The organism is Streptomyces sp. NBC_00647 (assembly GCF_045207245.1).
Lineage (GTDB): Bacteria > Actinomycetota > Actinomycetes > Streptomycetales > Streptomycetaceae > Streptomyces.
The window spans coordinates 8,579,475-8,602,868 of sequence record NZ_CP109040.1; the positions used below are offsets into that span (position 1 = coordinate 8,579,475).

Annotated in this window: 14 protein-coding genes and 2 pseudogenes; 12 read left to right on the forward strand and 4 right to left on the reverse strand. The window is 68.9% G+C overall.

Annotation, left to right across the window (positions count from 1 at the left end; genetic code table 11):
• Positions 1 to 250 precede the first annotated feature (250 nt).
• Complete coding sequence (locus OG788_RS37610) at positions 251 to 1,717, reverse strand: non-reducing end alpha-L-arabinofuranosidase family hydrolase (RefSeq protein ID WP_406375452.1); 1,467 nt, start codon at positions 1,715 to 1,717, stop codon at positions 251 to 253.
• A gap of 683 nt (positions 1,718 to 2,400) precedes the next feature.
• Between OG788_RS37610 and OG788_RS37615 the strand changes: the two genes are divergently transcribed.
• Positions 2,401 to 3,831, forward strand: coding sequence for an endo-1,4-beta-xylanase (locus tag OG788_RS37615; protein ID WP_406375453.1), 1,431 nt, complete (start codon positions 2,401 to 2,403; stop codon positions 3,829 to 3,831).
• 127 nt (positions 3,832 to 3,958) lie between these two features.
• Here the strand turns inward: OG788_RS37615 and OG788_RS37620 are convergent, their stop codons facing one another.
• Positions 3,959 to 4,414: an endonuclease/exonuclease/phosphatase family protein gene (locus OG788_RS37620; protein ID WP_406375454.1), complete on the reverse strand. Its 456-nt coding sequence runs from the start codon at positions 4,412 to 4,414 to the stop codon at positions 3,959 to 3,961.
• Between the two features lie 20 nt (positions 4,415 to 4,434).
• On the opposite strand from OG788_RS37620, the pseudogene OG788_RS37625 reads away from it, so the two are divergent.
• From OG788_RS37625 to OG788_RS37670, 10 genes and pseudogenes are all read left to right on the forward strand, one after another.
• A pseudogene (locus OG788_RS37625) lies at positions 4,435 to 6,029 on the forward strand (alpha-L-fucosidase).
• 24 nt (positions 6,030 to 6,053) lie between these two features.
• Positions 6,054 to 8,207 (forward strand): glycoside hydrolase family 9 protein, encoded by a 2,154-nt coding sequence (locus OG788_RS37630; RefSeq protein ID WP_406375455.1) that lies wholly within the window; start codon positions 6,054 to 6,056, stop codon positions 8,205 to 8,207.
• A gap of 153 nt (positions 8,208 to 8,360) precedes the next feature.
• Positions 8,361 to 8,947, forward strand: a pseudogene (locus OG788_RS37635) (FadR/GntR family transcriptional regulator).
• A gap of 319 nt (positions 8,948 to 9,266) precedes the next feature.
• Positions 9,267 to 11,093, forward strand: coding sequence for an endo-1,4-beta-xylanase (locus OG788_RS37640; protein ID WP_406375456.1), 1,827 nt, complete (start codon positions 9,267 to 9,269; stop codon positions 11,091 to 11,093).
• A gap of 136 nt (positions 11,094 to 11,229) precedes the next feature.
• Positions 11,230 to 14,049 carry a glycoside hydrolase family 48 protein gene (locus OG788_RS37645; RefSeq protein WP_406375457.1) on the forward strand — a complete coding sequence of 940 codons (2,820 nt, stop codon included), beginning with the start codon at positions 11,230 to 11,232 and terminating at the stop codon, positions 14,047 to 14,049.
• A complete protein-coding gene (locus OG788_RS37650; protein WP_406375458.1) occupies positions 14,046 to 15,581 on the forward strand; it encodes a GH12 family glycosyl hydrolase domain-containing protein in 1,536 nt (511 codons plus the stop codon). Before OG788_RS37645 ends, OG788_RS37650 begins: the two co-directional genes overlap by 4 nt.
• Before the next feature lie 100 nt (positions 15,582 to 15,681).
• Positions 15,682 to 17,808 (forward strand): glycoside hydrolase family 6 protein, encoded by a 2,127-nt coding sequence (locus OG788_RS37655; RefSeq protein WP_406375459.1) that lies wholly within the window; start codon positions 15,682 to 15,684, stop codon positions 17,806 to 17,808.
• Between the two features lie 670 nt (positions 17,809 to 18,478).
• Complete coding sequence (locus OG788_RS37660) at positions 18,479 to 18,748, forward strand: transposase (protein WP_406375460.1); 270 nt, start codon at positions 18,479 to 18,481, stop codon at positions 18,746 to 18,748.
• Complete coding sequence (locus OG788_RS37665) at positions 18,741 to 19,988, forward strand: transposase (RefSeq protein ID WP_406375462.1); 1,248 nt, start codon at positions 18,741 to 18,743, stop codon at positions 19,986 to 19,988. Before OG788_RS37660 ends, OG788_RS37665 begins: the two co-directional genes overlap by 8 nt.
• A gap of 198 nt (positions 19,989 to 20,186) precedes the next feature.
• Positions 20,187 to 20,675, forward strand: coding sequence for a carboxymuconolactone decarboxylase family protein (locus tag OG788_RS37670; protein WP_406375463.1), 489 nt, complete (start codon positions 20,187 to 20,189; stop codon positions 20,673 to 20,675).
• Positions 20,676 to 21,492: 817 nt separating this feature from the next.
• Here the strand turns inward: OG788_RS37670 and OG788_RS37675 are convergent.
• On the reverse strand, positions 21,493 to 21,981 hold the full coding sequence (locus tag OG788_RS37675; protein ID WP_406376952.1) for a substrate-binding domain-containing protein: 489 nt from the start codon (positions 21,979 to 21,981) through the stop codon (positions 21,493 to 21,495).
• Between OG788_RS37675 and OG788_RS37680 the strand changes: the two genes are divergently transcribed.
• Positions 21,872 to 22,099, forward strand: a complete 228-nt coding sequence (locus tag OG788_RS37680) for a hypothetical protein (RefSeq protein ID WP_406375464.1) — start codon at positions 21,872 to 21,874, stop codon at positions 22,097 to 22,099. The genes OG788_RS37675 and OG788_RS37680 overlap by 110 nt on opposite strands.
• 33 nt (positions 22,100 to 22,132) lie before the next feature.
• Here OG788_RS37680 and OG788_RS37685 read toward each other — a convergent pair whose 3' ends face one another.
• On the reverse strand, positions 22,133 to 23,377 hold the full coding sequence (locus OG788_RS37685; protein ID WP_406375465.1) for an IS110 family transposase: 1,245 nt from the start codon (positions 23,375 to 23,377) through the stop codon (positions 22,133 to 22,135).
• Between the last annotated feature and the right edge of the window lie 17 nt (positions 23,378 to 23,394).

The following is a 23,394-nucleotide window of genomic DNA, read 5'->3' on the forward strand; positions in this document are numbered from 1 at the left end:
AGAACCGGGCCGTCCCAGCTCAGGGAGGGCGCCCACACCCCGCCCGAGTCCGGCACCCCGGCCAGGGAGTTCCCGGGACCGCGCCTCGCACATGCCCCGCGTACTCCCAGCGGGCGAGGTCCCGGGAGCGGTGGATCGGGATCGTGGGGAACCACTCGAAGGAGCTCGTGTCGCGCGACCGGGGCGGGCTCGGCCTTTCGCCGAGCCCGCCACGCCGGCTCCATGCCGGACCCGGACCCGTGTCACGCCGTCAGCGCTGCAGTGTCAGCAGACCCGGACGGTAGGGCAGGAGGCCGTAGTCGCCACCGGAGTTGGGGCTGCGCCCCTGGTAGAGCAACTGCAGATTGCAGGGATCGACGGTCATGGTCTGATCGGCGCTGGTGCGGATCAGTTCGCCGTGGCTGATGTCGTTGGTCCAGGTGGCGCCGCTGTTGGCCTTGCCGGCGAAGGGGTTGCTCTCGGTCGCGGCCTGGGGTGTCCATGAGCCGTTGAGGCTGGTGGCGGTGAACGAGCGGAAGTAGCGGCCCTGGGAGCCGATCGCCTCGACCATCATGAGGTAGCGGTTCTGGCCCTGTAGCTTGTAGACCTGCGGGGCTTCGAACAGGTTGTTCGTCGTATCGCTCATGACCACTGTCGAGTTCGTGCCGAAGCTGCCCGGGAAGTTCCCGATCGGCATGCTGGCCCGGTAGATCTTGCCGTTGTCACCGGCGAAGAACAGGTACATGTTCGTCCCGTCACCGATGAGCGTCTGGTCGATGGGTCCTGTTCCGGAGCCGGTGATGCTTCCGGAGAAGAGCACCTGCGGTGATGACCAGCCGTTCGGGTTGGTGGGGTCGCTCGACGTCCGGTAGGAGAAGGCGGTCCCGCCCCACTGGTAGGTGAGCACCCAGATGTTCTTCGGCGCGAAGTAGAAGAGCGTGGGCGCGACGGTGGCGGAAGACATCGTGTTCTGGCTGGCCGAGGTCATGTCCGACCAGTTGGTGAACAGGCCGAAGTTCATCGAACCCCAACTCGTCCCCGTGTCGTGCGTCGTCGCGTAGACGAGCTGCTTGCCGTTGTACGGGACGACGGTGAAGTCCTTGAGCGAGGCCCATCCCGGCTTGGGCTGCGCAAGCGCGCCCGTTGATGTCCAGCGGTACGTCGACGGAAGATCGCAGGCGCCGGGAGTGTCCCCGCCGACCTTGACGAGCTTCCACTGCTGGTTGGTGCCGCCCCAGTCGTCGTACTGGACGATGTTCGCGCTGTCGGCGGTGGAGGCGCCTTGTACCTCGAGGGCCTTGTTGCTGTGGCGCGAGATGAGCCTCACGTAGCCGTCCGAGCTGTCGGCCAGCCGCCACTGCTGATTCGTGGCGTTCAGGTCGGTCCACTGGACGATCGCGCCGCTGTTCGCGGTGGACCAGTTGTGGACGTCCAGCACCTTGCCCGAGTGCCGGGACTTGATGCGGTAGTAGCCGTCCCCGGAATCGACGAACTGCCACTGCTGCTGGTTCTGATCGTTCCTGGTCCACTGGGTGATGCGGGCGCCGTCGTCGGTCGCCATGTTGTAGACATCCAGGGCCTTGCCACTGTTGCGGTTGACCAGCACATACGAGGTGTTGGGGTCTACGGTCGCCGCGCCGGCGGGATGGGCACCGAGGAAGGTGGCCACGAGCAGCAAGGGCGCAAGGACGGCGAGTAAACGTCTCAGGCGGACCGGGGACGGATGGCGGAACCGCATCAGAGGGTCTCCTTTGGGGGCGGGGGTGAGGTGGCCCCGATGAACCGCGGAGCGGCCACGCCGGGGTAGGGGGACAGGGGCGATCCCGAAAACTTTTCGGAAGGTTCCCGGATTCATTGACGCCACAAGCTAGGAATGAGAGGCCCTCCGGTCAAGGCCTGTCGCCGATCTGTCTACAAACGGCGCCTCCCCGTTGGGCTCGACAGGCTGTCGTGCCGACTGGAAATACCGTGCACAACACCCCGAACCGGCCTTACGGCGTCCACTGGTCGTGGCGTCAGGAGTTCGCCGCTGACTCGATGGGATTTCGGAAAGTTTCGGGCGAGGAACGGAAACTTCTTCTGCGGGGAGTATTGACGAGCCATCGTCAATACCTCAATCATCCCTGTCTGAGACACCGGCCATAGTCCGGGATTTCGAACCATGTTGACCCTGGACGCTCTGTTCTGCACGGCAGATCCAGGTCCACGCACAGCCGCGCGGCAGATCCGCGCACCACAGCACCTGCGCCATCCCGTTTCGTTCCGGTGAGGTTCGCACCCACGCATCCTGGCTCTTCGCGTAGTTGGAGAGGTACGCGACGCCGCGTGGTGGTTCCCCGGCTGGGCCGCGATGGAGTCCTTTCGTGCCGGTCGACCCCTGCGCTTCAGTCCTTCCGTGATTTCTACCTTGGAGGCACAGTCATGGGCTCGTACGCCCTTCCCAGACCCGATATCCGCCGGAAAACCCGCGGGCTGCTGTTGGCGCTGGTCGTCGGCGTCTTGGTTGCGGTCGGCGCCCTGGTCGCCCCGCCGAGAGCACACGCCGCCGAGGGCACGCTCGGTGCCGCGGCGGCGCAGAGCGGCCGCTACTTCGGCACCGCCATTGCCTCGGGCAGGCTGGGCGACTCGGCGTACACGACGATCGCGGGCCGTGAGTTCAACATGGTGACGCCCGAGAACGAGATGAAGATCGACGCCACCGAACCGCAGCGGGGCCAGTTCAACTTCACCGCCGGTGACCGCGTCTACAACTGGGCGGTGCAGAACGGCAAGCAGGTGCGCGGTCACACCCTGGCCTGGCACTCCCAGCAGCCCGGCTGGATGCAGAGCCTCAGCGGCAGCACGCTGCGCCAGGCGATGATCGACCACATCAACGGCGTGATGGGCCACTACAAGGGCAAGATCGCCCAGTGGGACGTCGTGAACGAGGCCTTCGCCGACGGCAGTTCGGGCGCCCGGCGCGACTCCAATCTGCAGCGCACCGGCAACGACTGGATCGAGGTCGCCTTCCGCACCGCGCGCGCCGCCGACCCGGCTGCCAAGCTCTGCTACAACGACTACAACGTCGAGGACTGGACCTGGGCCAAGACCCAGGCCGTGTACGCCATGGTCAAGGACTTCAAGCAGCGTGGCGTGCCGATCGACTGCGTCGGCTTCCAGTCGCACTTCAACAGCGGCAGCCCCTACAACAGCAACTTCCGCACCACCCTGCAGAACTTTGCCGCCCTCGGCGTCGACGTGGCCATCACCGAACTCGACATCCAGGGCGCCTCGTCCACGACCTACGCCAACGTGACCAACGACTGCCTGGCCGTCTCGCGCTGCCTCGGCATCACCGTCTGGGGTGTACGCGACACCGACTCCTGGCGCTCGCAGGACACGCCGCTGCTGTTCAACGGCGACGGCAGCAAGAAGCCCGCGTACACCGCCGTCCTCAACGCACTCAACGGCGGCTCCACCACGCCCCCTTCGGATTCCGGACAGATCAAGGGCGTCGGGTCGGGCCGCTGCCTGGATGTGCCCAGCAGCAGCACCACCGACGGCACCCAGCTCCAACTGTGGGACTGCAACAACGGCACCAATCAGCAGTGGACGTACTCCGCCGCCGGTGAGCTCAGGGTCTACGGCAACAAGTGTCTGGACGCCGGCGGCACCGGCAACGGCACCAAAGTCCAGATCTACAGCTGCTGGGGCGCCGACAACCAGAAATGGCGCCTCAACTCCGACGGATCCATCGTCGGCGTCCAGTCCGGACTCTGCCTCGACGCCGTCTCGGCCGGTACTGCCAACGGCACCCTGATCCAGCTCTACACCTGCTCGAACGGCAGCAACCAGCGCTGGACCCGCACCTGATGAAGACCTACGGTGCGGCTCCCGCCCCTCCACGAAGACATCGCTGATGGTCCCGGGTCGCCGCCATGGTGGTGGCGACCCTCGGGATCGGCCTGCTCACCGCGGTCAACGCCGGCCGCCACGCGTTTCACCCGAGTGTCAGGCTCACTTGCACCGGCAGGTGATCGCTGGGGTACTGGCCGCGCGGCTCGTACGTGTTGATGGTGGCGGAGTGCACGGTCACGCCGGCCGTGGCGAGGATCCAGTCGATGCGGTCGCCGTCCGGAACGAGCGGACGGTAGCCGTGGAAAGTCGCGTAGAGCTTGCTGCGCTGCGCGGCCGCGTCCCAGGTGTCCTTGAGGCCCAGGGCGACGAGCTGGTCGTAGACCGGATTGCCGTGCGCGGCGACGTTGAAGTCACCGGTCATCAGCAGCGGCAGGGACGTGTCCCGGCGGCGACTGCCTGGACGCCTCGGGCCAGGGCACCGGCCCCGGAACCAAGGTGGACATCTGGACCTGCAACGGCGACAGCAACCAGAAGTGGACGCGCAGCTGATCTCGATGACCGGCTGACGATCACCAACTCCCGTATCACCACCGCCCATTCCCCCCGAGAGGCCCCCACATGCCTGCCTCTTCCCTTCCGGTCAGCCGGCGCCGACTGCTGGCGGCGGCCAGCGCGGCCACGGCCATCGGCCTGCTGCGCTTCGCACCCGAGGCCGCCGCGACCGACGGCCCCGGCAGCTACACCGCGAACTGGTCCTCCCTGGACCAACACCCCCCGGCCCCCGCCTGGTTCCAGGACGCCAAGTTCGGCATCTACTACCACTGGGGTGTCTTCAGCGTTCCCGCGTACGGGAACGAGTGGTACCCGCGCAACATGTACATCGGCGGCTCGAACGAGAACAAACACCACATCGCCACCTACGGCGACCCCTCAGTCTGGCCGTACAACAACTTCATCGACGGAGCCCGCGACAAGGCCGGCGACTACGTGCAGTTCGCCCCCAAACTCGCCTACCAGGACGGCAGTTGGGAGCCGAACGCCTGGGCGCAGCTGTTCAGGGCCCGGGCGCCAAGTTCGCCGGCCCGGTCGCCGAGCACCACGACGGCTTCTCCATGTGGAACAGCCGCTCCAACCCGTGGAACTCGGTCCAGCACGGCCCCCGACTCGACCTCCTGGGGCTGCACGCGCAGGCCATCCGCGGACAGGGGCTGAAGTTCATGACCTCCCTGCACCACGCCTACCACTTCAACGGCTTCTACGACCATGTGCCGAACCAGTCGGACCCGACGCTGCGCATCCTCTTCGGCCAGCAGGGCTCGGCCGCGGAGAACAAGCTCTGGTACGACAAGCTGGCCGAGGTCATCGACGGCTACCAACCGGACCTGGTCTGGCAGGACTTCAACCTGGGCCAAGTGCAGGAGACCTACCGGCTCCAGTTCCTCGCGCACTACTACAACCAGGCCGTCGCGTGGAACAAGGACGTGGTCGCGACCTACAAGGACGGCCTCAACAACAAGGGCGAGGTCTACGACTTCGAGCGCGGCGGACCGGCAGGGCTGCTCACCCCCTACTGGCTGACCGACGACAGCATCTCCTCCTCCAGTTGGTGCTACACGGTGGGCATCGGCTACTACTCGACGCAGGCACTGCTCCACTCGCTGCTCGACCGGGTCAGCAAGGGCGGCAGCATGCTGCTGAACATTGCGCCGATGGCCGACGGCACCATCCCCTCCGGCCAGCAGTCGATCCTGCTCGCCATGGGGGACTGGCTCGGCCGCTTCGGAGAGGCGATCTACGCCACCCGCTCCTGGACCGGCTACGGCGAGGGCCCCACCCAGATGGGCGGAGGCTCGTTCAGCGGCCCGGTGGCCGGCACGGCGAAGGACATCCGGTTCACTCGCAGTCGGGACAGCAAGGTCCTCTACGCCACCGCGCTGGGCTGGCAGGGCGCCGCCATGACCATCACGACGCTGAGTTCGGACCGGATCAACCTGAGCAGCCTGACGAGCGCCCAACTGCTGAACAACGCCGCAGGCACCTACATCGACCTGCCCGCACCGACCCAGGACAGATCCGGCCTGCACCTCACCATGCCCTCGTCCAACGCGCCGGCGTACACGCAACAGCTCCCACACGTCCGGCGCCGGGGAGTCGACCACCTCCGCCTGCCCTGGCGAACGGGCCTGCTCACCCAGCCCAACTCCTCCTGCTGACCAGCCTCGACATAGGAGCCGCTCATGCCCTCCGTTCCTTCGGTACCCCGCCCCAGACGCCTCGCCGCCACCCTGCTGACGAGTTCCCTCGTCGGCGGCCTCCTCACCACGCCCGCCGCGGCGGCCGTCGTCTCCGATGCGGCGGCGACCACGGCCGTACGCGTCAACCAGGTCGGCTATCTGCCGGACGGCCCCAAGCGCGCCACCGTGGTCACCACGGCGACGCAGCCGCTCACCTGGCAGTTGCGCGACGCGTCAGGGACGGCGGTCGCCTCCGGTGCGACCGTCCCGCGCGGGGCGGACGCCCCCTCCGGACAGTCCGTCCAAGTGGCCGACTTCTCCTCGTTCCAGGGGTCCGGGTCGGGCTACGTCCTGACGGTGGACGGCAGCAGCAGCGTGCCCTTCGACCTCCGCGCGAACCTGTACGACTCTCTGCGCTCCGACGCGATGGCGTTCTTCTACCACCAGCGCAGCGGCATACCCATCGACGCCTCTCTTGTGGGCTCCGCCTACGCGCGCCCGGCCGGACACCTCGGTGTCGCGCCCAACAAGGGCGACACCTCCGTCCCGTGCCAGGCCACCGTGTGCGACTACACCCAAGACGTCAGGGGCGGCTGGTACGACGCGGGTGACCACGGCAAGTACGTGGTGAACGGCGGCATTTCGACCTGGCTGATGGTCAACTCCTTCGAGCGGGCCAAGCGGGCGGGCAAGGACGCGGCGCTGGGCGACTCCTCGCTCCAAGTCCCCGAGCGCGGCAACGGCGTACCCGACGTGCTGGACGAGGCGCGCTGGGAACTCGACTTCCTGATGCGGATGCAGGTGCCCGAGGGCAAGCCGTACGCGGGCATGGCGTTCCACAAGATCCATGACGCGGCTTGGACCGGCATGCCGCTGCGCCCCGACCAGGACCCCCAGCCCCGCGAGCTGCACCGTCCGTCGACGGCGGCGACCCTCAACCTCGCGGCGGCCGCAGCGCAGTGCGCCCGGGTCTACAGGGCCTACGACACCGCCTTCGCCGACCGCTGCCTGTCGGCCGCGCGCCGGGCCTGGACGGCGGCCCGCGCCAACCCGGCGCTGTACGCGCCGGATTCGGACAGCACCGGCGGCGGTGCCTACGGCGACACCACGGTCAGCGACGAGTTCTACTGGGCGGCGGCCGAGCTGTACGCCACGACCGGCGAGAGCGGCTACCGGGACGCGGTCACCGACTCCTCCTGGCACACCTCCTCAACTGCCTTCTCCGCCTACGGATTCGGCTGGGCGGACACGGCCGCACTCGGCCGGCTCACCCTGGCCACCGTCCCCAACGGCCTGCCCGCCGCCGACCGGGACCGGGTCCGGACCTCGGTCACGGCAGCCGCCGACGGTTACCTGTCCCGGATGGCCGCCCAGGGCTACGCGGTGCCCGTACCGGCGGACGGCTACTTCTGGGGCTCCAACGGAGAGGTCGCGGGCGACGCGATCGTCCTGGCCGTCGCTGGAGAACTGACCGGTAACGAGCGTTACCGCACCGGCGCGCTGGAGACGATGGACTACCTCCTCGGCCGCAACTCCCTCGGCCAGTCCTACGTGACCGGCTATGGCGAGACGTCCTCGCAGAACCAGCATCATCGCTTCTGGGCCCACCAGTTGGACGCCTCGCTGCCCCATCCTCCGGCGGGATCGCTGGCGGGCGGGCCCAACAGCGGCCTCCAGGACCCGGTGGCGGAGGAGAAGTTGGCCGGCTGCGCGCCCGCCGCCTGCTATATCGACGACATCGGCTCATACTCCACCAACGAGGTGGCGGTCAACTGGAACGCCCCGCTGGCCTGGCTCGCCGCCTACGCCGCCGAGCGGACCTCCACCGGCGAACAGCCCACCGGTGCCTGCGCGGTGACGTACAAGACCGACAGTGTGTGGAGCACGGGCTTCACCGCGACGGTCACCGCCAAGAACACGGGCCCGACCGCCGTGGACGGGTGGCAGCTGAGCTGGGCCTACGCGGCCGGGCAGCGCGTCACGAGCGCCTGGAACGCGACCGTCACCCAGAACGGCACCGCAGTCGTCGCCCGCGGCACCGACTGGAACCGGACGATCGCGCCCGGCGCGACAGCGAGCTTCGGAGTCCAGGGGACCTACAGCGGGACCAATCCCACGCCCACGGCCTTCACTCTCAACGGGAAGACCTGCACCTGATCAATCCACGGTCGGCCTGGCCCGCGGCCCGCAATTCCGCCCCGGGCCAGGCCGCAGCGATCTCCTCTCCCCGCAGCCACCCCAAAATCATCAACGTCACCCCGGGCACGCCCAAGTGTCCCCGACGGCCTCCGGGGGCTGGAGGAGCGCAGGGTGTCGCTGACCGACAAGGCCATCGAGCAGATCCGCGAACTGATCCGCACCGGTGCGCTGCCACCGGGGTCGAAACCGCCGCCCGAGCCCGAACTCGCCGACCGAGCCTGCTGTTCGAGGGCCTGGGCGGAGCGGTGGAACTCCTGCAGAGCGACCCGGCGGCGCTGCTCGACCTGATGGAGGTCCGCCGTCTCCTCGAACCGGCGGCCACCGCACTCGCCGCCACCCGGATCTCCGACGCACAACTGGCCGATGTGCGGCGGCACTTGGACGCCATGCGCGAGACACGCGACGACGCGGAGGAGCTCAACTCCCACGACGCGGCCTTCCATCGCGCCGTGATCTCGGCTGCCGGGAACGACGCACTGCTCACACTCCTGGAAGGCGTCTCGGGTCGCACCCTGCGCGCACGCGTCTGGCGCGGCCTCGTCGACGCGCAGGCCTCGGAGCGCACCCTCGCCGAACACGAGGCCATCTACGCGGCGTTGGCCACGCGCGACGCGTCCCTCAGCCAAGCCGCCGCACTGCTGCTCATCAGCACGACCGAGCGCTGGCTGAAGGAACACGTCGACAGCAGCGAGTCGTAGTCCGCGAGTTCCCTCATGTCGGTTTCAGTACATGACGGGAAGGCATAGTCCGGGGCTTCACATGTTGGCGGAGTGCTGACATCCGCAAGGTCCGGGCCGTCGACAATTTCGCCAGACCACCCGCAAGTTTCGACTCGCCTCTTGACAGGTGCACCTCCACTACAGCAACTTGGGAGCGCTCCCACGACTTCAAGGCTTGCAACATCTCCCGTCAGAGCCGCGGGGGAGGAGACGGTGCGCCGCGACCGGTGGGACCCCGGTCGCAGGGCTTCGGTGACGCTTGAGCGTCCCCCTCCCGCATTCGGAGAGAGGAACCAGCATGACGCTGGAGCCCATACCCCCCGCCCGAAGATGGGCGTCTCGGAGCATCGCCGCCCTGATCGCCACTCTCGCCCTCGCGGCGGCCGCGATCGGGCTCACGCCGTCGCCGGCGGCCGCGGCCGAGCCGCCGACGCTGCATCAGCTCGCCGACGCCAAGGGCAGGTACTTCGGCTCGGCGACCGACAACGGGGAGCTGTCCGACGCCCCGTACACCCAGACCTTGGGTTCCCAGTTCGGGCCGATCACCCCCGGCAACTCCATGAAGTGGGACAGCACCGAGCGCACCCAGGGGCAGTTCAGCTTCACGGGCGGCGACCAGATCGTGAACTTCGCCGAGGCGCACGGCCAGAGCGTTCGCGGCCACACGCTGGTGTGGCACAGCCAGTTGCCCGGCTGGGTGGGGCAGCTGCCCGCCGCGCAGGTGCGCCCCGCCATGGAGAACCACATCGCCAATGTCGCCGGCCACTACCGCGGCAAGGTGTTCGCCTGGGACGTCGTCAACGAGCCCTTCAACGAGGACGGCAGCTTTCGCAACTCGCCGTTCTACAACGCCATGGGCAAGGACTTCGTCGCCCACGCCCTGCGCGCCGCCCGGGCCGCCGACCCCGACGCCAAGCTGTACATCAATGACTACAACGTCGAGGGGCTCGGCGCGAAGAGCGACTCCCTCTACGCACTCGCCCGCGATCTGAAGGCCGCCGGCGTGCCGCTCGACGGCGTCGGGCTGCAGGCGCATCTGGCGATCCAGTACGGATTCCCGAACCAGATGCAGCAGAACATCCAGCGCTTCGCCGACCTCGGCCTCGACGTGGCCGTCACCGAGCTCGACGTGCGGATGCAACTGCCGAAGGACACGGCGAAGGAGGCCACCCAGGCCGACTACTACCGCCGGGTCACCGAGGCCTGCCTGGCCGTCACCCGGTGCGTCGGGATCACGGTCTGGGACTACACCGACAAGTACTCCTGGATCCCCGGCGTCTTCAACGGCGAGGGCTCGGCCCTCCCGTGGGACGGGAACCTGCAGCCCAAGCCCGTCGTCATGGACGCGATCCGCAAGGCCCTCGGCGAGACCGGCGCGGTCGACACCCAGGCCCCGAGCGTGCCGTCGGGGCTGCGGGTGACCGGCACCACCTCGGCCTCCGTCTCCCTGGCGTGGAACGCCGCCACCGACGACACCGGCGTCACCGGGTACGACGTCTACCGCGGCGGTACGAAGGTGGGGACGGCCTCCGGTACGTCCTTCACCGACAGCGGGCTCGCCGCCTCCACCGCGTACGCCTACACGGTGCATGCCCGCGACGCCGCCGGGAACGTCTCGGCGCAGTCCGCTCCGGTGAGCGCCACGACGCAGCCGGCGGGCACGGGCGGCGGCGCCCTGAAGGTCCAGTACAAGAACAACGACCAGTCCGCCGGCGACAACTCGATCAAACCCGGGCTGCAGTTGGTCAACACCGGCGACTCGGCCGTCGATCTCTCCAAGGTGAGCGTCCGCTACTACTTCAGCGGCGAGTCCGGCGTCACGACGTACAGCACCTGGTGCGACTGGGCGGTGCTCGGCTGCGAGACGCTCACGCACCGGGTCGTCGCGATGAGCAGCCCGACGGCCGGCGCCGACCACTACCTGGAGGTGGGCTTCTCCGCCACGGCGGGCAGCCTCGCCCCCGGGGCCTCGAGCGGCGAGGCGCAACTGCGGTTCAACAAGAGCGACTGGTCGAACTTCAGCGAGGCCGACGACTACAGCCGCGGCACGAACACGTCCTTCGCGGACGCACCGAAGATCACCGTCCACCTCGACGGCCAGACGGTCTACGGCACCGCCCCCTGAAGCACGGTCCGGGCGGCAGGCCCCGCCCGCCCGGACCGTTCCAGCGTGCCGCCGTGCCGGGATGGGGAGCAGCCCCGGCACGGCGGCACCTCCACCACCTCCACCACTCGCACCCGGACCCTCTCTTGGAGGACCTGTGTCCGCACACCCCGAATGGCCCGAAAGGTCCGCGTCACTCTCCCGGCGGTCCTTCGTCGGCGTGGCCGGCGGCGCGCTCGTCGCCCTCGGTGCCGGGCAGGCGCTTGCCCGGGCCGTCGAGGCCCCGGCCGGTTCCGCCGCACAGGCGGCCGCCGCCAACGGCCCCTACACGGAGGCCTTCCTCACCCAGTACAACAAGATCAAGAACCCGGCCAGCGGCTACTTCAGCCCGGACGGCATCCCCTACCACTGCGCCGAGACCCTGATTGTCGAGGCCCCCGACCACGGCCACCAGACCACCTCCGAGGCGTTCAGCTTCTGGATCTGGCTGGAGGCGGCGTACGGCCGGGTCACCGGCGACTGGGCCCCGTTCAACAAGTCCTGGGAGGTCGCCGAGGCCTCGATCATCCCGCCGCACATCGACCAGCCCACCAACGACTCGTACACCCCCTCCAAGCCCGCCACCTACGCGCCCGAGCACCCGCAGGTCACCAGCTACCCGTCCCAGATGGACTCGTCCGTCTCCGTCGGCTCCGACCCCATCGCCACCGAACTCGCCTCCGCGTACGGGACGATGGACGTCTACGGCATGCACTGGCTGATGGACCTCGACAACGTCTACGGCTTCGGCAACAAGCCCGGCACCGGCGACGAGCTCGGCCCGGGCAAGATGGCGTCGTTCGTCAACAGCTACCAGCGCGGCGCGCAGGAGTCCGTCTGGGAGACCGTCCCGCAGCCCAGCACCGACCTCTTCAAGTACGGCGGTCCCAACGGCTACCTCGACCTCTTCGTCAAGGACGCCTCGTACGCGAAGCAGTGGAAGTACACCAACGCCCCCGACGCCGACGCGCGCGCTGTGCAGGCCGCGTACTGGGCGCTGACGTGGGCGACGGCGCAGGGCAAGGCGAGCCAGGTCTCCGCCTCCGTGGCCAGGGCCGCGAAGATGGGCGACTACCTGCGCTACGCGATGTTCGACAAGTACTTCAAGAAAATCGGCAACTGCACCAGCCCGACCGGCTGCCAGCCCGCCTCCGGCCGCGATGCCCAGCACTACCTGCTGTCCTGGTACTACGCCTGGGGCGGCTCCGCCGGCACCGGCGGCGGCTGGGCCTGGCGCATCGGCGACGGCATCGCCCACCAGGGCTACCAGAACCCCCTCGCCGCCTGGGCGCTGTCCACCATCCCCGCCCTCACCCCCAAGTCGCCGACCGCGAAGGGCGACTGGCAGAAGTCGCTCACCCGGCAGCTGGAGTTCCTGCGCTGGCTGCAGTCCGCCGAGGGCGCGCTCGCCGGCGGCTGCTCCAACAGCTGGGACGGCCAGTACGGCACCCCGCCAGCCGGCACACCGACCTTCTACGGCATGGCGTACGACTGGCAGCCCGTCTACCACGACCCGCCGAGCAACAACTGGTTCGGCTTCCAGGTCTGGTGCATGGAGCGCGTCGCCCAGTACTACTACGTCACCAACAACGCGACCGCCAAGGCCGTCCTCGACAAGTGGGTGGCCTGGGCCTCCGAGCAGACCACCGTCGGTTCCGACGGCAGTTACCGCTTCCCCTCCACCCTGGGCTGGACCGGCGCCCCCGACACCTGGAACGCCACGAGCCCCGGCGCCAACACCGGCCTGCACGTGTCCGTCGTCGACTACAGCGACGACGTCGGCGTGGGCGCGGCGCTGGCCATGACGCTGATCTACTACGCCGCGAAGTCCGGGGACGCCGACGCCGCCGGACTCGCCAAGTCCCTGCTCGACGCCATGGCCGGGCACGCGGACACCAAGGGCATCGCCGTCCCCGAGACCCGCGGCGACTACGACCGCTTCGACGACCCGGTGTACTTCCCGGCGGGCTGGTCCGGCACCTCCCCGCAGGGCGTGAAGCTGGGCACCGGTACGACCTTCATCGGGATGCGGCCGTGGCTCAAGCAGGAGCCGGGCTGGTCGAAGGTGCAGACGTACCTCGACGGCGGCGCCCCGCCGGTCTTCACGTACCACCGCTTCTGGGCGCAGGCGGCGCTGGCGCTCTCCTTCGCCTCGTACGCCGAACTCCTCGGGGACGAGGGCGGCCCCGGCGGCGGGGACACCACCGCGCCGACCGTCCCGACCGGCCTGACGGTGACGGCGACGACCGGCACCAGCGTGTCGCTGAGCTGGACGGCGTCCACCGACGACACGGGCGTCGCGGCGTACGACGTCTACCGCGACGGCACCCCGGTCGGCACCCCGACCGCCACGACCTACACCGACTCCGGGCTCTCCGCGTCCACCGCTTACCACTACCGGGTCGCCGCGCGCGACGCGGCGGGCAACGCCTCCGCGCTGTCCGCCGAGGTCACCGGCACCACCAAGGCGGGCGGCGGCACGGGCGGGGCCAAGGTCCAGTACAAGAGCACCGACTCCAACGCCACCGACAACGCCATCCGGATGTCCCTGAAGGTCGGCAACACCGGCGGCGGCGCGCTCAGCCTCTCCACGGTGACCGTCCGCTACTACTTCACCGGCGACGGCGCCGCGTCCACGTACAGCACCTGGTGCGACTGGGCGATGCTCGGGGCCGCCAACATCACCCACCGGGTGGTCGCCCTGAGCAGTCCGAAGACCGGCGCGGACCACTACCTGGAGGTCGGCTTCAGCGCCGGCGCGGGGAGCGTCGCCGCGGGCGGCGACTCCGGCGAGATACAGCTGCGCGTGCACAAGGGCGACTGGTCGAACTTCAGCGAGGCCGACGACTACAGCCGCGGTACGAACACGTCCTTCGCGGACGCCTCGAAGATCACGGCGTATGTCGGCGGCGAGCTCGTGTGGGGGACGGCGCCGTGACGGGACACCACGTGCGCGGCGCCCTCGCCGTCCTCGCCGCGAGCATCCTGCTCGCCGGGCTCGCGCTGTTCACCGGCGCGGGCACGGCGGCGGCCGCGTCGGTCACCGACTGCACGCAGTGGGGCACCACCGAAATGCAGGGCGGCGCGTACACGTACCAGCAGAACGAGTGGAACTCCTCGGCCCGCCAGTGCGTCGACGTGGACACCGCGACCGGCGCCTGGAAGGTCACCGAGGCGAACTTCTCGCTCACCACGGCGGGACCACCCGCCACCTATCCGTCCAGTTACAAGGGCTGCCACTGGGGCGCGTGCACCACGAACAGCGGCCTGCCGATCAAGGTGAGCGAACTGGGCAGCGCCCGCTCGACGTTCGACACCACGCAGGTGGCCTCCGGTGTCTGGGACGCCGCGTACGACCTGTGGTTCAACTCCACGCCGACGACCGACGACCAGCCGGACGGCACCGAGTTGATGATCTGGATCAACCACCGCGGCGGCGTCCAGCCCATCGGTTCCCGCACGGCCACGGTCACCTTGGACGGCCGGACCTGGGACGTGTGGACCGGACCCGGCGCCTCCGGGTGGAAGGTCATCTCGTACGTGCTCCAGGGCGGTGCCACCGCGGTGACCGAACTTGACGTGAAGCGCCTCACCGATGACGCCACAGCGCGCGGCCAGATCAACCCCGCGCACTACCTGATCGACGCCGAGGCCGGCTTCGAGATCTGGCAGGGCGGCCAGGGCCTTGGCGTGAACTCCTTCTCGTTCGACGCCAGCAAGGGCTCAAGCGGGGGCGGGGACACCACGCCGCCGACCGCGCCCCGCAACCTGCGGTCCACCGGATCGAGTTCGTCGTCCGCCTCGCTGGCCTGGGATCCCGCCACGGACGACGTCGGCGTCACGGCGTACGGCATCTACCGCGGCAGCACGCGCGTCGGCTCCACCGGCGGCACGGCGTACACCGACACGGGGCTGACGGCGTCCACCGCGTACAGCTACACCGTGCGCGCCCTGGACGCGGCCGGGAACGTCTCGCCGCCCGCCGGTCCGGTGAGCGTCACCACCGCGTCGGCGGGTGGGACTGGTACCGGCAACCTGAAGGTGCAGTACAAGACGAGCGATACGAGTCTGACGGACAACGCCATCGGGATGAACCTGCAGTTGGTCAATACCGGGAGCAGTGCGCAGAGTCTGAAGGATGTCGAGATCCGCTACTGGTTCGACGACTCGGCTTCCTCGTACACGACGTGGTGTGACTGGGCGCAGATCGGCTGCTCGAACCTCACCCACTCGGTGTCGACGAACGGCACGACGACCGGGGCCAGTCGCTACCTGAAGGTCAATGTCACCGGCGGCACGCTCGCCGCGGGTGCCTCGACGGGTGACATCCAGTTGCGGCTGCACCGGGCCGACTGGTCGAACTTCAACGAGGCCGACGACTACAGCCACGGGACCGCGAGTTCGTACACGGACGCACCCAAGATCGGCGTCTACTCCGGCGGCCAGCTCGTGTGGGGCACCGCGCCCTGATCCACCCCCAGACACCCGGTGGCGGGAATCCTTCCCGCTGCCTCCCGCCACCGGGCCGTACCTCCGCACACCCTTATTCGAGAGGAGCACCAGAGCCGCGATGAACACCACCACGCACCTCAGACGCAGGAGCCGCTTCAGGAGGCTCGCGGCGCTGCTGCCGGCGCTCGCCATGGGCGCCGCGCTCAGCGTCGCACTGCCGGCCGCGCCCGCCTCGGCGGCCGCGGCGGCCCGCGTCGACAACCCGTACGTTGGCGCCAAGCCGTACGTCAACCCCGACTGGTCCGCCAAGGCGAAGGCCGAGCCGGGCGGCTCCGCCATCGCCGATGAGCCCAGCTTCGTCTGGATGGACCGGATCGCCGCGATCACCGGCACCTCCAACGGCCGCGGCCTGCGCGCCCACCTCGACACCGCGCTGACGCAGGGCGCCACGCTCTTTCAGGTCGTCATCTACGACCTGCCGGGCCGCGACTGCTCGGCGCTCTCCTCCAACGGCGAGCTGAAGGCGGAGGAGCTCAGCCGGTACAAGTCGGAGTACATCGATCCGATCGCGGCGATCCTCGCCGACCCGAAGTACGCCGCACTGCGGATCTCCGCGCTGATCGAGCCGGACTCGCTGCCCAACATGGTCACCAACGCGGGCAGCGCGGCCGGCGCCACGGACGCCTGCCGGCACGTGAAAGAGCTGGGGGCGTACGAGCACGGCGTGGGCTACGCGCTGAACAAGCTCGGCGACATCCCCAACGTCTACAACTACATCGACGCAGGCCACCACGGCTGGCTCGGCTGGGACACCAACTTCGACCCGGCCGTCGACGAGTTCAAGATCGCCGCCACCACCGAGGGCGCGACGGTCGACGATGTCGCCGGCTTCATCGTCAACACCGCCAACTACGGGGCGCTGCACGAGCCGAACTTCAAGGTCACCGACTCGGTGAACGGCACCACCGTGCGCCAGTCCAAGTGGGTCGACTGGAACTACTACGTCGACGAGCTGTCCTACGCCCAGGCGCTGCGCGACCGTCTGGTCAGCCGCGGCGGCTTCAACTCCGGCCTCGGCATGCTCATCGACACCGCCCGCAACGGCTGGGGCGGCACCGCACGACCCACCGGACCCGGCCCGCAGACCTCCGTCGACGCCTACGTTGACGGCGGCCGCATCGACCGCCGCCTCCACACCGGCAACTGGTGCAACCAGCAGGGCGCCGGAGTCGGCGAGCGCCCGCAGACCGCGCCCGAGCCGGGCATCGACGCGTACGTGTGGGCCAAGCCCCCGGGCGAGTCGGACGGCAACAGCGAGCCCATCGACAACGACGAGGGCAAGGGCTTCGACCGGATGTGCGACCCGACCTACGGGGGCAACGCGCGCAACGGCAACAACCCGACCGGCGCCATGGCCAACGCCCCGCTGGCCGGCCGCTGGTTCTCCGCACAGTTCCAGATGCTGCTGACCAACGCCTACCCGCCGCTGAACGGCGGCGGGGACCCGGGTACCGACACCGAGGCGCCGAGCGTCCCGGCGGGGCTGAAGACGACGGGCGTCACCTCGTCGTCGGTGTCGCTGTCCTGGACCGCCTCGACGGACAACGTGGGCGTCGCGTCGTACGACGTGTACCGCAACGGGACCCTCGTCGGCTCCACCGGCGGCACGACGTACACCGACAGCGGTCTGACCGCCTCCACCACCTACCAGTACAAGGTGCGGGCGCGGGACGCCGCCGGGAACGCCTCGGCCCAGTCCGCCCAGGTCGCCGGCACGACGACTTCGGGCGGTGGGACTGGTACCGGCAACCTGAAGGTGCAGTACAAGACGAGCGATACGAGTCTGACGGACAACGCCATCGGGATGAACCTGCAGTTGGTCAATACCGGGAGCAGTGCGCAGAGTCTGAAGGATGTCGAGATCCGCTACTGGTTCGACGACTCGGCTTCCTCGTACACGACGTGGTGTGACTGGGCGCAGATCGGCTGCTCGAACCTCACCCACTCGGTGTCGACGAACGGCACGACGACCGGGGCCAGTCGCTACCTGAAGGTCAATGTCACCGGCGGCACGCTCGCCGCGGGTGCCTCGACGGGTGACATCCAGTTGCGGCTGCACCGGGCCGACTGGTCGAACTTCAACGAGGCCGACGACTACAGCCACGGGACCGCGAGTTCGTACACGGACGCACCCAAGATCGGCGTCTACTCCGGCGGCCAGCTCGTGTGGGGCACCGCCCCGTAACCCGCAAGGCCTGACTCACGTACGGCGCGACGCGCCCCCGGGGTTTTTCGCTCCGGGGGCGGTGGGCCTGTCGCACAGCTCGCCCGCTCCAGTACAGCGGTCGGCGAGCCAGCGGCCTACTGCCCGGTCCAGGGCATCACCGTCGATGCCAGCCATGAGCCGGCGGAACGTTGTCTCAGCCGGAAGGCAACGGCCGGGGAGCACGGGGTCGGCGCGTACGCCGAGCCGTTCCCGAACCTGGGGAGGGGCGTCGGCGTTGCACCCGTTGACACCGCAGTAGGTCAGCGGGCGGATCCGTCCATGCGATAGGGCCCTGACCTGTGTCGAAGCCCCGCTCAACTTGTCATGCGGGGCTCAGACACAGGCTCTGAGCTTGACTCTGTCGGGGATCTTGGAGTTTCGCGGTGCGGCAGCATGGTCAACGGGCATGCTCGGGTAGTTCCGATGACCGATGCAGCTGTCGAGGTGCCCGTTGTCCCTCCGCCCACGTTCCGGTGAGCAGGTCCCGCCTCTGACTGCGCAGGTCACGCGGGCGAGCAACCCGGGCGGTACGACGGCGATATGGGTGAGAGACCGCCTCGACGGGCTGTGGCACGACGAGGACTTCGCCGACTGGTACCCGCGTGACGGGCGTCCAGGTCTCTCGCCTGCTCAACTGGGTACCGTCTGTGTGCTGCAGTTCCTGCTCGGTCTGTCGGACCGGCAGGCCGCGGAGGCGGTCCGCTGCCGCATCGACTTCAAGTACGCGATGGCCATGGAGCTGGATGACCCCGGGTTCCACCACAGTGTGCTGGCCGATTTCCGTGATCGTCTCGTCGAAGGCGACCGTGCTGACCGCCTCCTCGACCTCGCGCTGGCCCGCCTCAAGGAGGTTGGCCTGGTGCACGAGCGCAAAAACCCAGCGCACCGACTCCACCCATGTCCTGGCCGCGGTGCGTGACCTGACCCGCTTGGAGCTGATCACCGAGGCGGTCCGCGCCGCACTGGAAGAAGTCGCCTACACCTCCCCTCAGCTGCTCGACGAGCTGGTCGATGAGGACTGGGGGCGCCGCTACGGCCGACCGGTCCGCCTGGGAAAGAACCCCACCAAGCCCAAGACCAGGATCCTTGCCACCGGAAACGACGCCGTCCGGCTCCTGGAACACCTCTACCGGCCCGGAGCAGACTGCGCATCCGGCCCTCGTATCCAGGCCCTGCGCCAGATCATGGTGCAGAACTACCACCGTGACGCCGCAGGACACCTGCGCTGGCGCACCGCCGAGAAGGAAGGCGGGCCCGGGTTGCCGCCCTCGTCCCGTGCGGTCGTCTCTCCCTACGACACCTCGGCCCGCTACGCACGGCACGGACACATCATCAGCTGGAAGGGGTTCTCCGCTCACCTGACCGAGACCTGTGCTCCCGAAGGCCCCAACGTGATCACGGACGTGGCCACCACTGCGGCCACCACCCACGACAGCCAGGTCCTGCCCGGCATCCACACCCGTCTGTCACGCCGCGGACTGCTGCCGGCCGAGCACTTGGTCGACGCCGGCTACACCTCCCTGCCCCACCTGGAGCAAGCCACCCGTGAACACCAGGTCACCGTCTCCGGGCCACTCCGGAGCAACCCCACCCGGCAACACCGCCGGGACGAGGGCTTCGCCCGGGACGACTTCCACATCGACTACGACCGCCAGCAGGTCACCTGCCCCCAGGGCCAGGTCAGCCAGGGCTGGCACGGCCCCTACCCGACCTCCTCACCCACCGCGGCCCCGCTCATCGTGGCCAGGTTCACCAAAAGCCAGTGCCAGCCCTGCCCGGCCCGCACCCAGTGCACCACCTCCCGCGAAAGCACCCGCACCGTGGGCTTTCCCCCGCGAGAACTCCGCGACCTGCAACTTCGAGTCCGCACCGAACAACAGACACTCGAGTGGAAAACCCGCTACGCGGTCCGCTACGGAGTGGAGGGCACGGTCAACGAGTTCGCCCACGGACACGGCATGCGGCGCTGCCGCTACCGCGGACAGGGAAAGGCCCACATCCAGCACGTCCTGACGGCCATCGCCGTCAACATCGAGCGCCTCAGCGGACTGTCTCCAACCGAAGAAGCCCGCACGCCCCGCCGACCGACTGCCTTCCAGAACTACCTCGACCAGCGCGAGATACCCCGGCCGAAGTCCTGGCGAACCCTGGGCAGCTGACCTCGACGCTCCAAGATCCCCGACAGAGTCAAGCTGAGAACATCGGGCTCACCCATCTAGGCGCGGCCCGGGAAGGACAGGGTTGTCACCAGGTCCGGAGCACCCCGGAGAACTTTTCCGGATTCCTGTCACATCTGCGTGCGTCGTTCCGTCAGTGCTGTGAAGACGCCAACCAGGCCGAAGCGAAGGAGAGCAGTCATGACGAACTCCTCCATCTCCCGGATGCCCAACCCGGCCGAGTTCGTGCCCGAGCTGAACGACATCAGCGCCGCCCTCTTCCGGGCCACGGGCAACCACTCGGTGCCGCGCACCACGATGAACCTCGTCCACCTGCGCGCCGGGCAGATCGTCGGCAACACCTACCTGACGATCCTGAACACTGGCTTCCTGCGCAAGGCTGGGGAGTCCGAGGAGCGCATCACCGCCGTCTCCTCCTGGCAGGACGCCCCGTACTTCACCGACGCCGAGCGCGCCGCCCTAGCCTTGGTGGAGGCCACTCTCCAGCCCGCCCCGAACGGCAAGGAGCGCGTCTCCGACGAGCTGTATGCCGAGGTGGCGAAGCACTACGACGAGAAGGCGCTGGCCACCCTGACCATCGCGATCGGCCAGATCAACTTCTTCATCGCCCTGGCCGTCATCGGCAAGCCGCAGCCCGTCAGCTCCCTCGCGGACGAGCAGTGGGACTGACCTGTCCGTCAGCGGGGGCACGCCGCAGCAGACTGTGGGACATCGCAGGCGAGGCCGAAGCCGAGCCCGTAGTGCAGACGTTGCTGACGGCATGGGAGGCCAACGATGCCGCCTCGAACCATGTCCTGGTCTGCCTGATCCGGATGGGGCCTACTGCCGCACCGGCCCTGCCCCGCATCCAGGAGGAACTCGCACGGGGCCGCCGCAGTGGTCGTTTTGCCTCACGTTCTGCGCGTCGGCCAGCGGACGGATCACGTGAACTCCAGCGCGCCTGCCGGGCCATCCAGGGGGCGGGGTGCGCAGCGGGGCATCGGCCACGTCGACGTGCCGCGGCTGCGGCAGGTGACCTGGCTGCGTTCCGCCGGGCGGCGGCACTGGGGGCCATGTCAGAAGGACCGCACGCCGCGCAACTGGGCCCCCTCAGTCGACAGCTACTTCACCACCTTCGTGGAGGCCGGCACCGACAGCGACTTGGCCTCCTGGGACGGCGCCGACCAACCCGCTCACGCCGGGCGCGGCGCACCAGGCCGGCATCGAGCCGGCCCACAGGGCGGCGCCTCTTCACGAGACCAGCCAACGGCGCGTCTGCGGTATCGCGGCAGTTGACAGAGGTACAGGGAAGGCACTGCCTGATCCGGAGACCTGGCCCCGAGTCCCGCCAGGCACGCCTCGGCACGAGGCAGCGGCTTCTGCAGCGCCTCGCCACTGGCGTACGGGCGGATGGTTCGTGGCATGCTCGCGACACCGCCGGATGGACATGGCTCCCGGTTGCATGGTCACCACTATGCGGTGGATATCCGAGGTGGAGCAGATCAGGTCATGTGGCAGGGCCTGTGGAGTCACGTACGTTGAGGGTGGTCGCCAGCTGGAGGTGCCGGGAGGCGGGCTGGACGCCGTTCGCCATACCGAGGGCAGTCTCGACGGCCATCCGGCCCATGCCGACGAGCGGCTGCCCGACGGACGTCAGCCGGGGGGTTGTCCATTGTGCCTGCGGCGTGTCGTCGAACCCGGTAACCGATAGATCCCCCGGGACGGTGATATGGAGTTCATTAGCCGCAGCGAGCGCCCCGACAGCGATTTCGTCGTTGCCCGCGACGATCGCGGTTGGCCGCTCGTCGAGCGCCAGCATGTCATGGGCGTGCTGAAGTCCCGCTTCGACGGAGAACGCGTCGTGGCGGATCATTACGCCGTCCGGCATGATGCCCGCCGAGTGCAGCGCGGCCTGGTACCCGTGGAAGCGCTCTGCCGAGGGAGTGGAACCCAGCGGGCCGCCGATCCAGGCGATCCTGCGGTGGCGCAGCCTGATGACGTGCTCGGTCGCTGAGCGACCACCCGCCCAGTTGGTGGAACCGATGCTGACGACGCGCGAGTCGGTGGTGTCGATCGGGTCGATCAGGGTGTGGGCAGGGCTGTGTGCCCGGTGACCGTGGCGGGCCGCCGGGTGTCTGGGCTCCCGGTCAGGCGGCGGCCTCCCTCGGGTTGAGGGTGACGGTGTAGCCGAGATGGTTGAGCTGGTTGATGGCCCGGCGGGCGGCGCGTTCGGGGTCGCGTTGGGTGAAGTAGGTGCCGCCGAGTTCCTGGTAGGGCACGTGGTCGGTGAGCATGTGCCAGATCGCGGTGATGATCGAGTGCTCGACGGCGACCAGCGCCCTGAGCGGGCCGCGGCGGGCGGTCAGCCGCTTGTAACGGTCCTGCAGATAGGTGTCCTTGGTTCTCACCGCGCCGAACGCGGCGATGTCGAGGGCACCCTTGAGGTAGGGGTTGCCGGGCCGGACCTTCGTGTTCTTGGTGCGGCCTGCGGACTCGTGGTGGCCGGGGCAGACCCCGGCCCAGGACGCGAGGTGTTTGGCGGTGGCGAAGCGGTTCATGTCCCCGCCGGTCTCCGCGATGATCACTTCGGCGACGGCCCGGTTGATTGCGGGAATGGTGTCGAGGAGGTCGAGGGCGTCACGAAAGGGGGCCATCGCCTCTTCGATGCGTCCGGTGAGCTGGTCGATCATGGTGGTGAGCTGGTCGTAGTGGTCCAGATGCAGGCGGGTCAGGAACGCGTAGTGCTCGCGGAAGCGTCCGGTCAGGGCCTCGGTGAGTTCGGGGATCTTGTTGCGGAGCTTGCGTTTGGCCAGGTCCGCGAGGACCTGCGGGTCGCGTTCGCCGCAGATGAGGGCTTCGAGCATGGCCCGGCCGGGGACGCCCATGATGTCGGAGGCGACCGCGGACAGTTTGATGCCGGTGTCCTCCAGCAGCTTCTCCAGCCGCTGGACCACCCGGCCGCGTTCGCGCGTGGCCGTCGTCAGGGCGCGAGTGAGGTCCCGTAGTGCGCGGACCGGCTCGGGCGGCACGAACGAGGGCCGGACCAGGCCGTGGGCACCGAGCTGGGCCAGCCAGGCCGCGTCCGAGACATCCGTCTTGCGGCCCGGCAGGTTCTTGACCTGCCGCGCGTTGACCAGGATCACGTCCAGGCCCTCGGTCAGTACGTAGTAGAAGGGCTTCCAGTAGTCCGAGGTCGCCTCGATCACCACCAGCGTCACCCGTGCAGCGAGCAGATGATCCCGCAGGGCGAGGACCGCGTTCGTCGTCGATCCCCACGTCGTGGTCTCGGTCGTGAAGGACCCCCGTCGCTTCGCACTGGGGGTGCGCACACATGCCTTGGCGTCCTTCTTGCTGATGTCGAGGCCGGCGCAGCGTTCGTGCAGCACGTCCACGGCCTTGCTCCCTCCCT

Coding starts and splice junctions, on each gene's coding strand:
- OG788_RS37640 (WP_406375456.1), top strand. CDS start 9,267: ATGACGCTGGAGCCCATACCCCCCGCCCGAAGATGGGCGTCTCGGAGC.
- OG788_RS37615 (WP_406375453.1), top strand. CDS start 2,401: ATGGGCTCGTACGCCCTTCCCAGACCCGATATCCGCCGGAAAACCCGC.
- OG788_RS37670 (WP_406375463.1), top strand. CDS start 20,187: ATGACGAACTCCTCCATCTCCCGGATGCCCAACCCGGCCGAGTTCGTG.
- OG788_RS37610 (WP_406375452.1), bottom strand. CDS start 1,717: ATGCGGTTCCGCCATCCGTCCCCGGTCCGCCTGAGACGTTTACTCGCC.
- OG788_RS37680 (WP_406375464.1), top strand. CDS start 21,872: ATGATGCCCGCCGAGTGCAGCGCGGCCTGGTACCCGTGGAAGCGCTCT.
- OG788_RS37620 (WP_406375454.1), bottom strand. CDS start 4,414: ATGGGCGGTGGTGATACGGGAGTTGGTGATCGTCAGCCGGTCATCGAG.
- OG788_RS37630 (WP_406375455.1), top strand. CDS start 6,054: ATGCCCTCCGTTCCTTCGGTACCCCGCCCCAGACGCCTCGCCGCCACC.
- OG788_RS37655 (WP_406375459.1), top strand. CDS start 15,682: ATGAACACCACCACGCACCTCAGACGCAGGAGCCGCTTCAGGAGGCTC.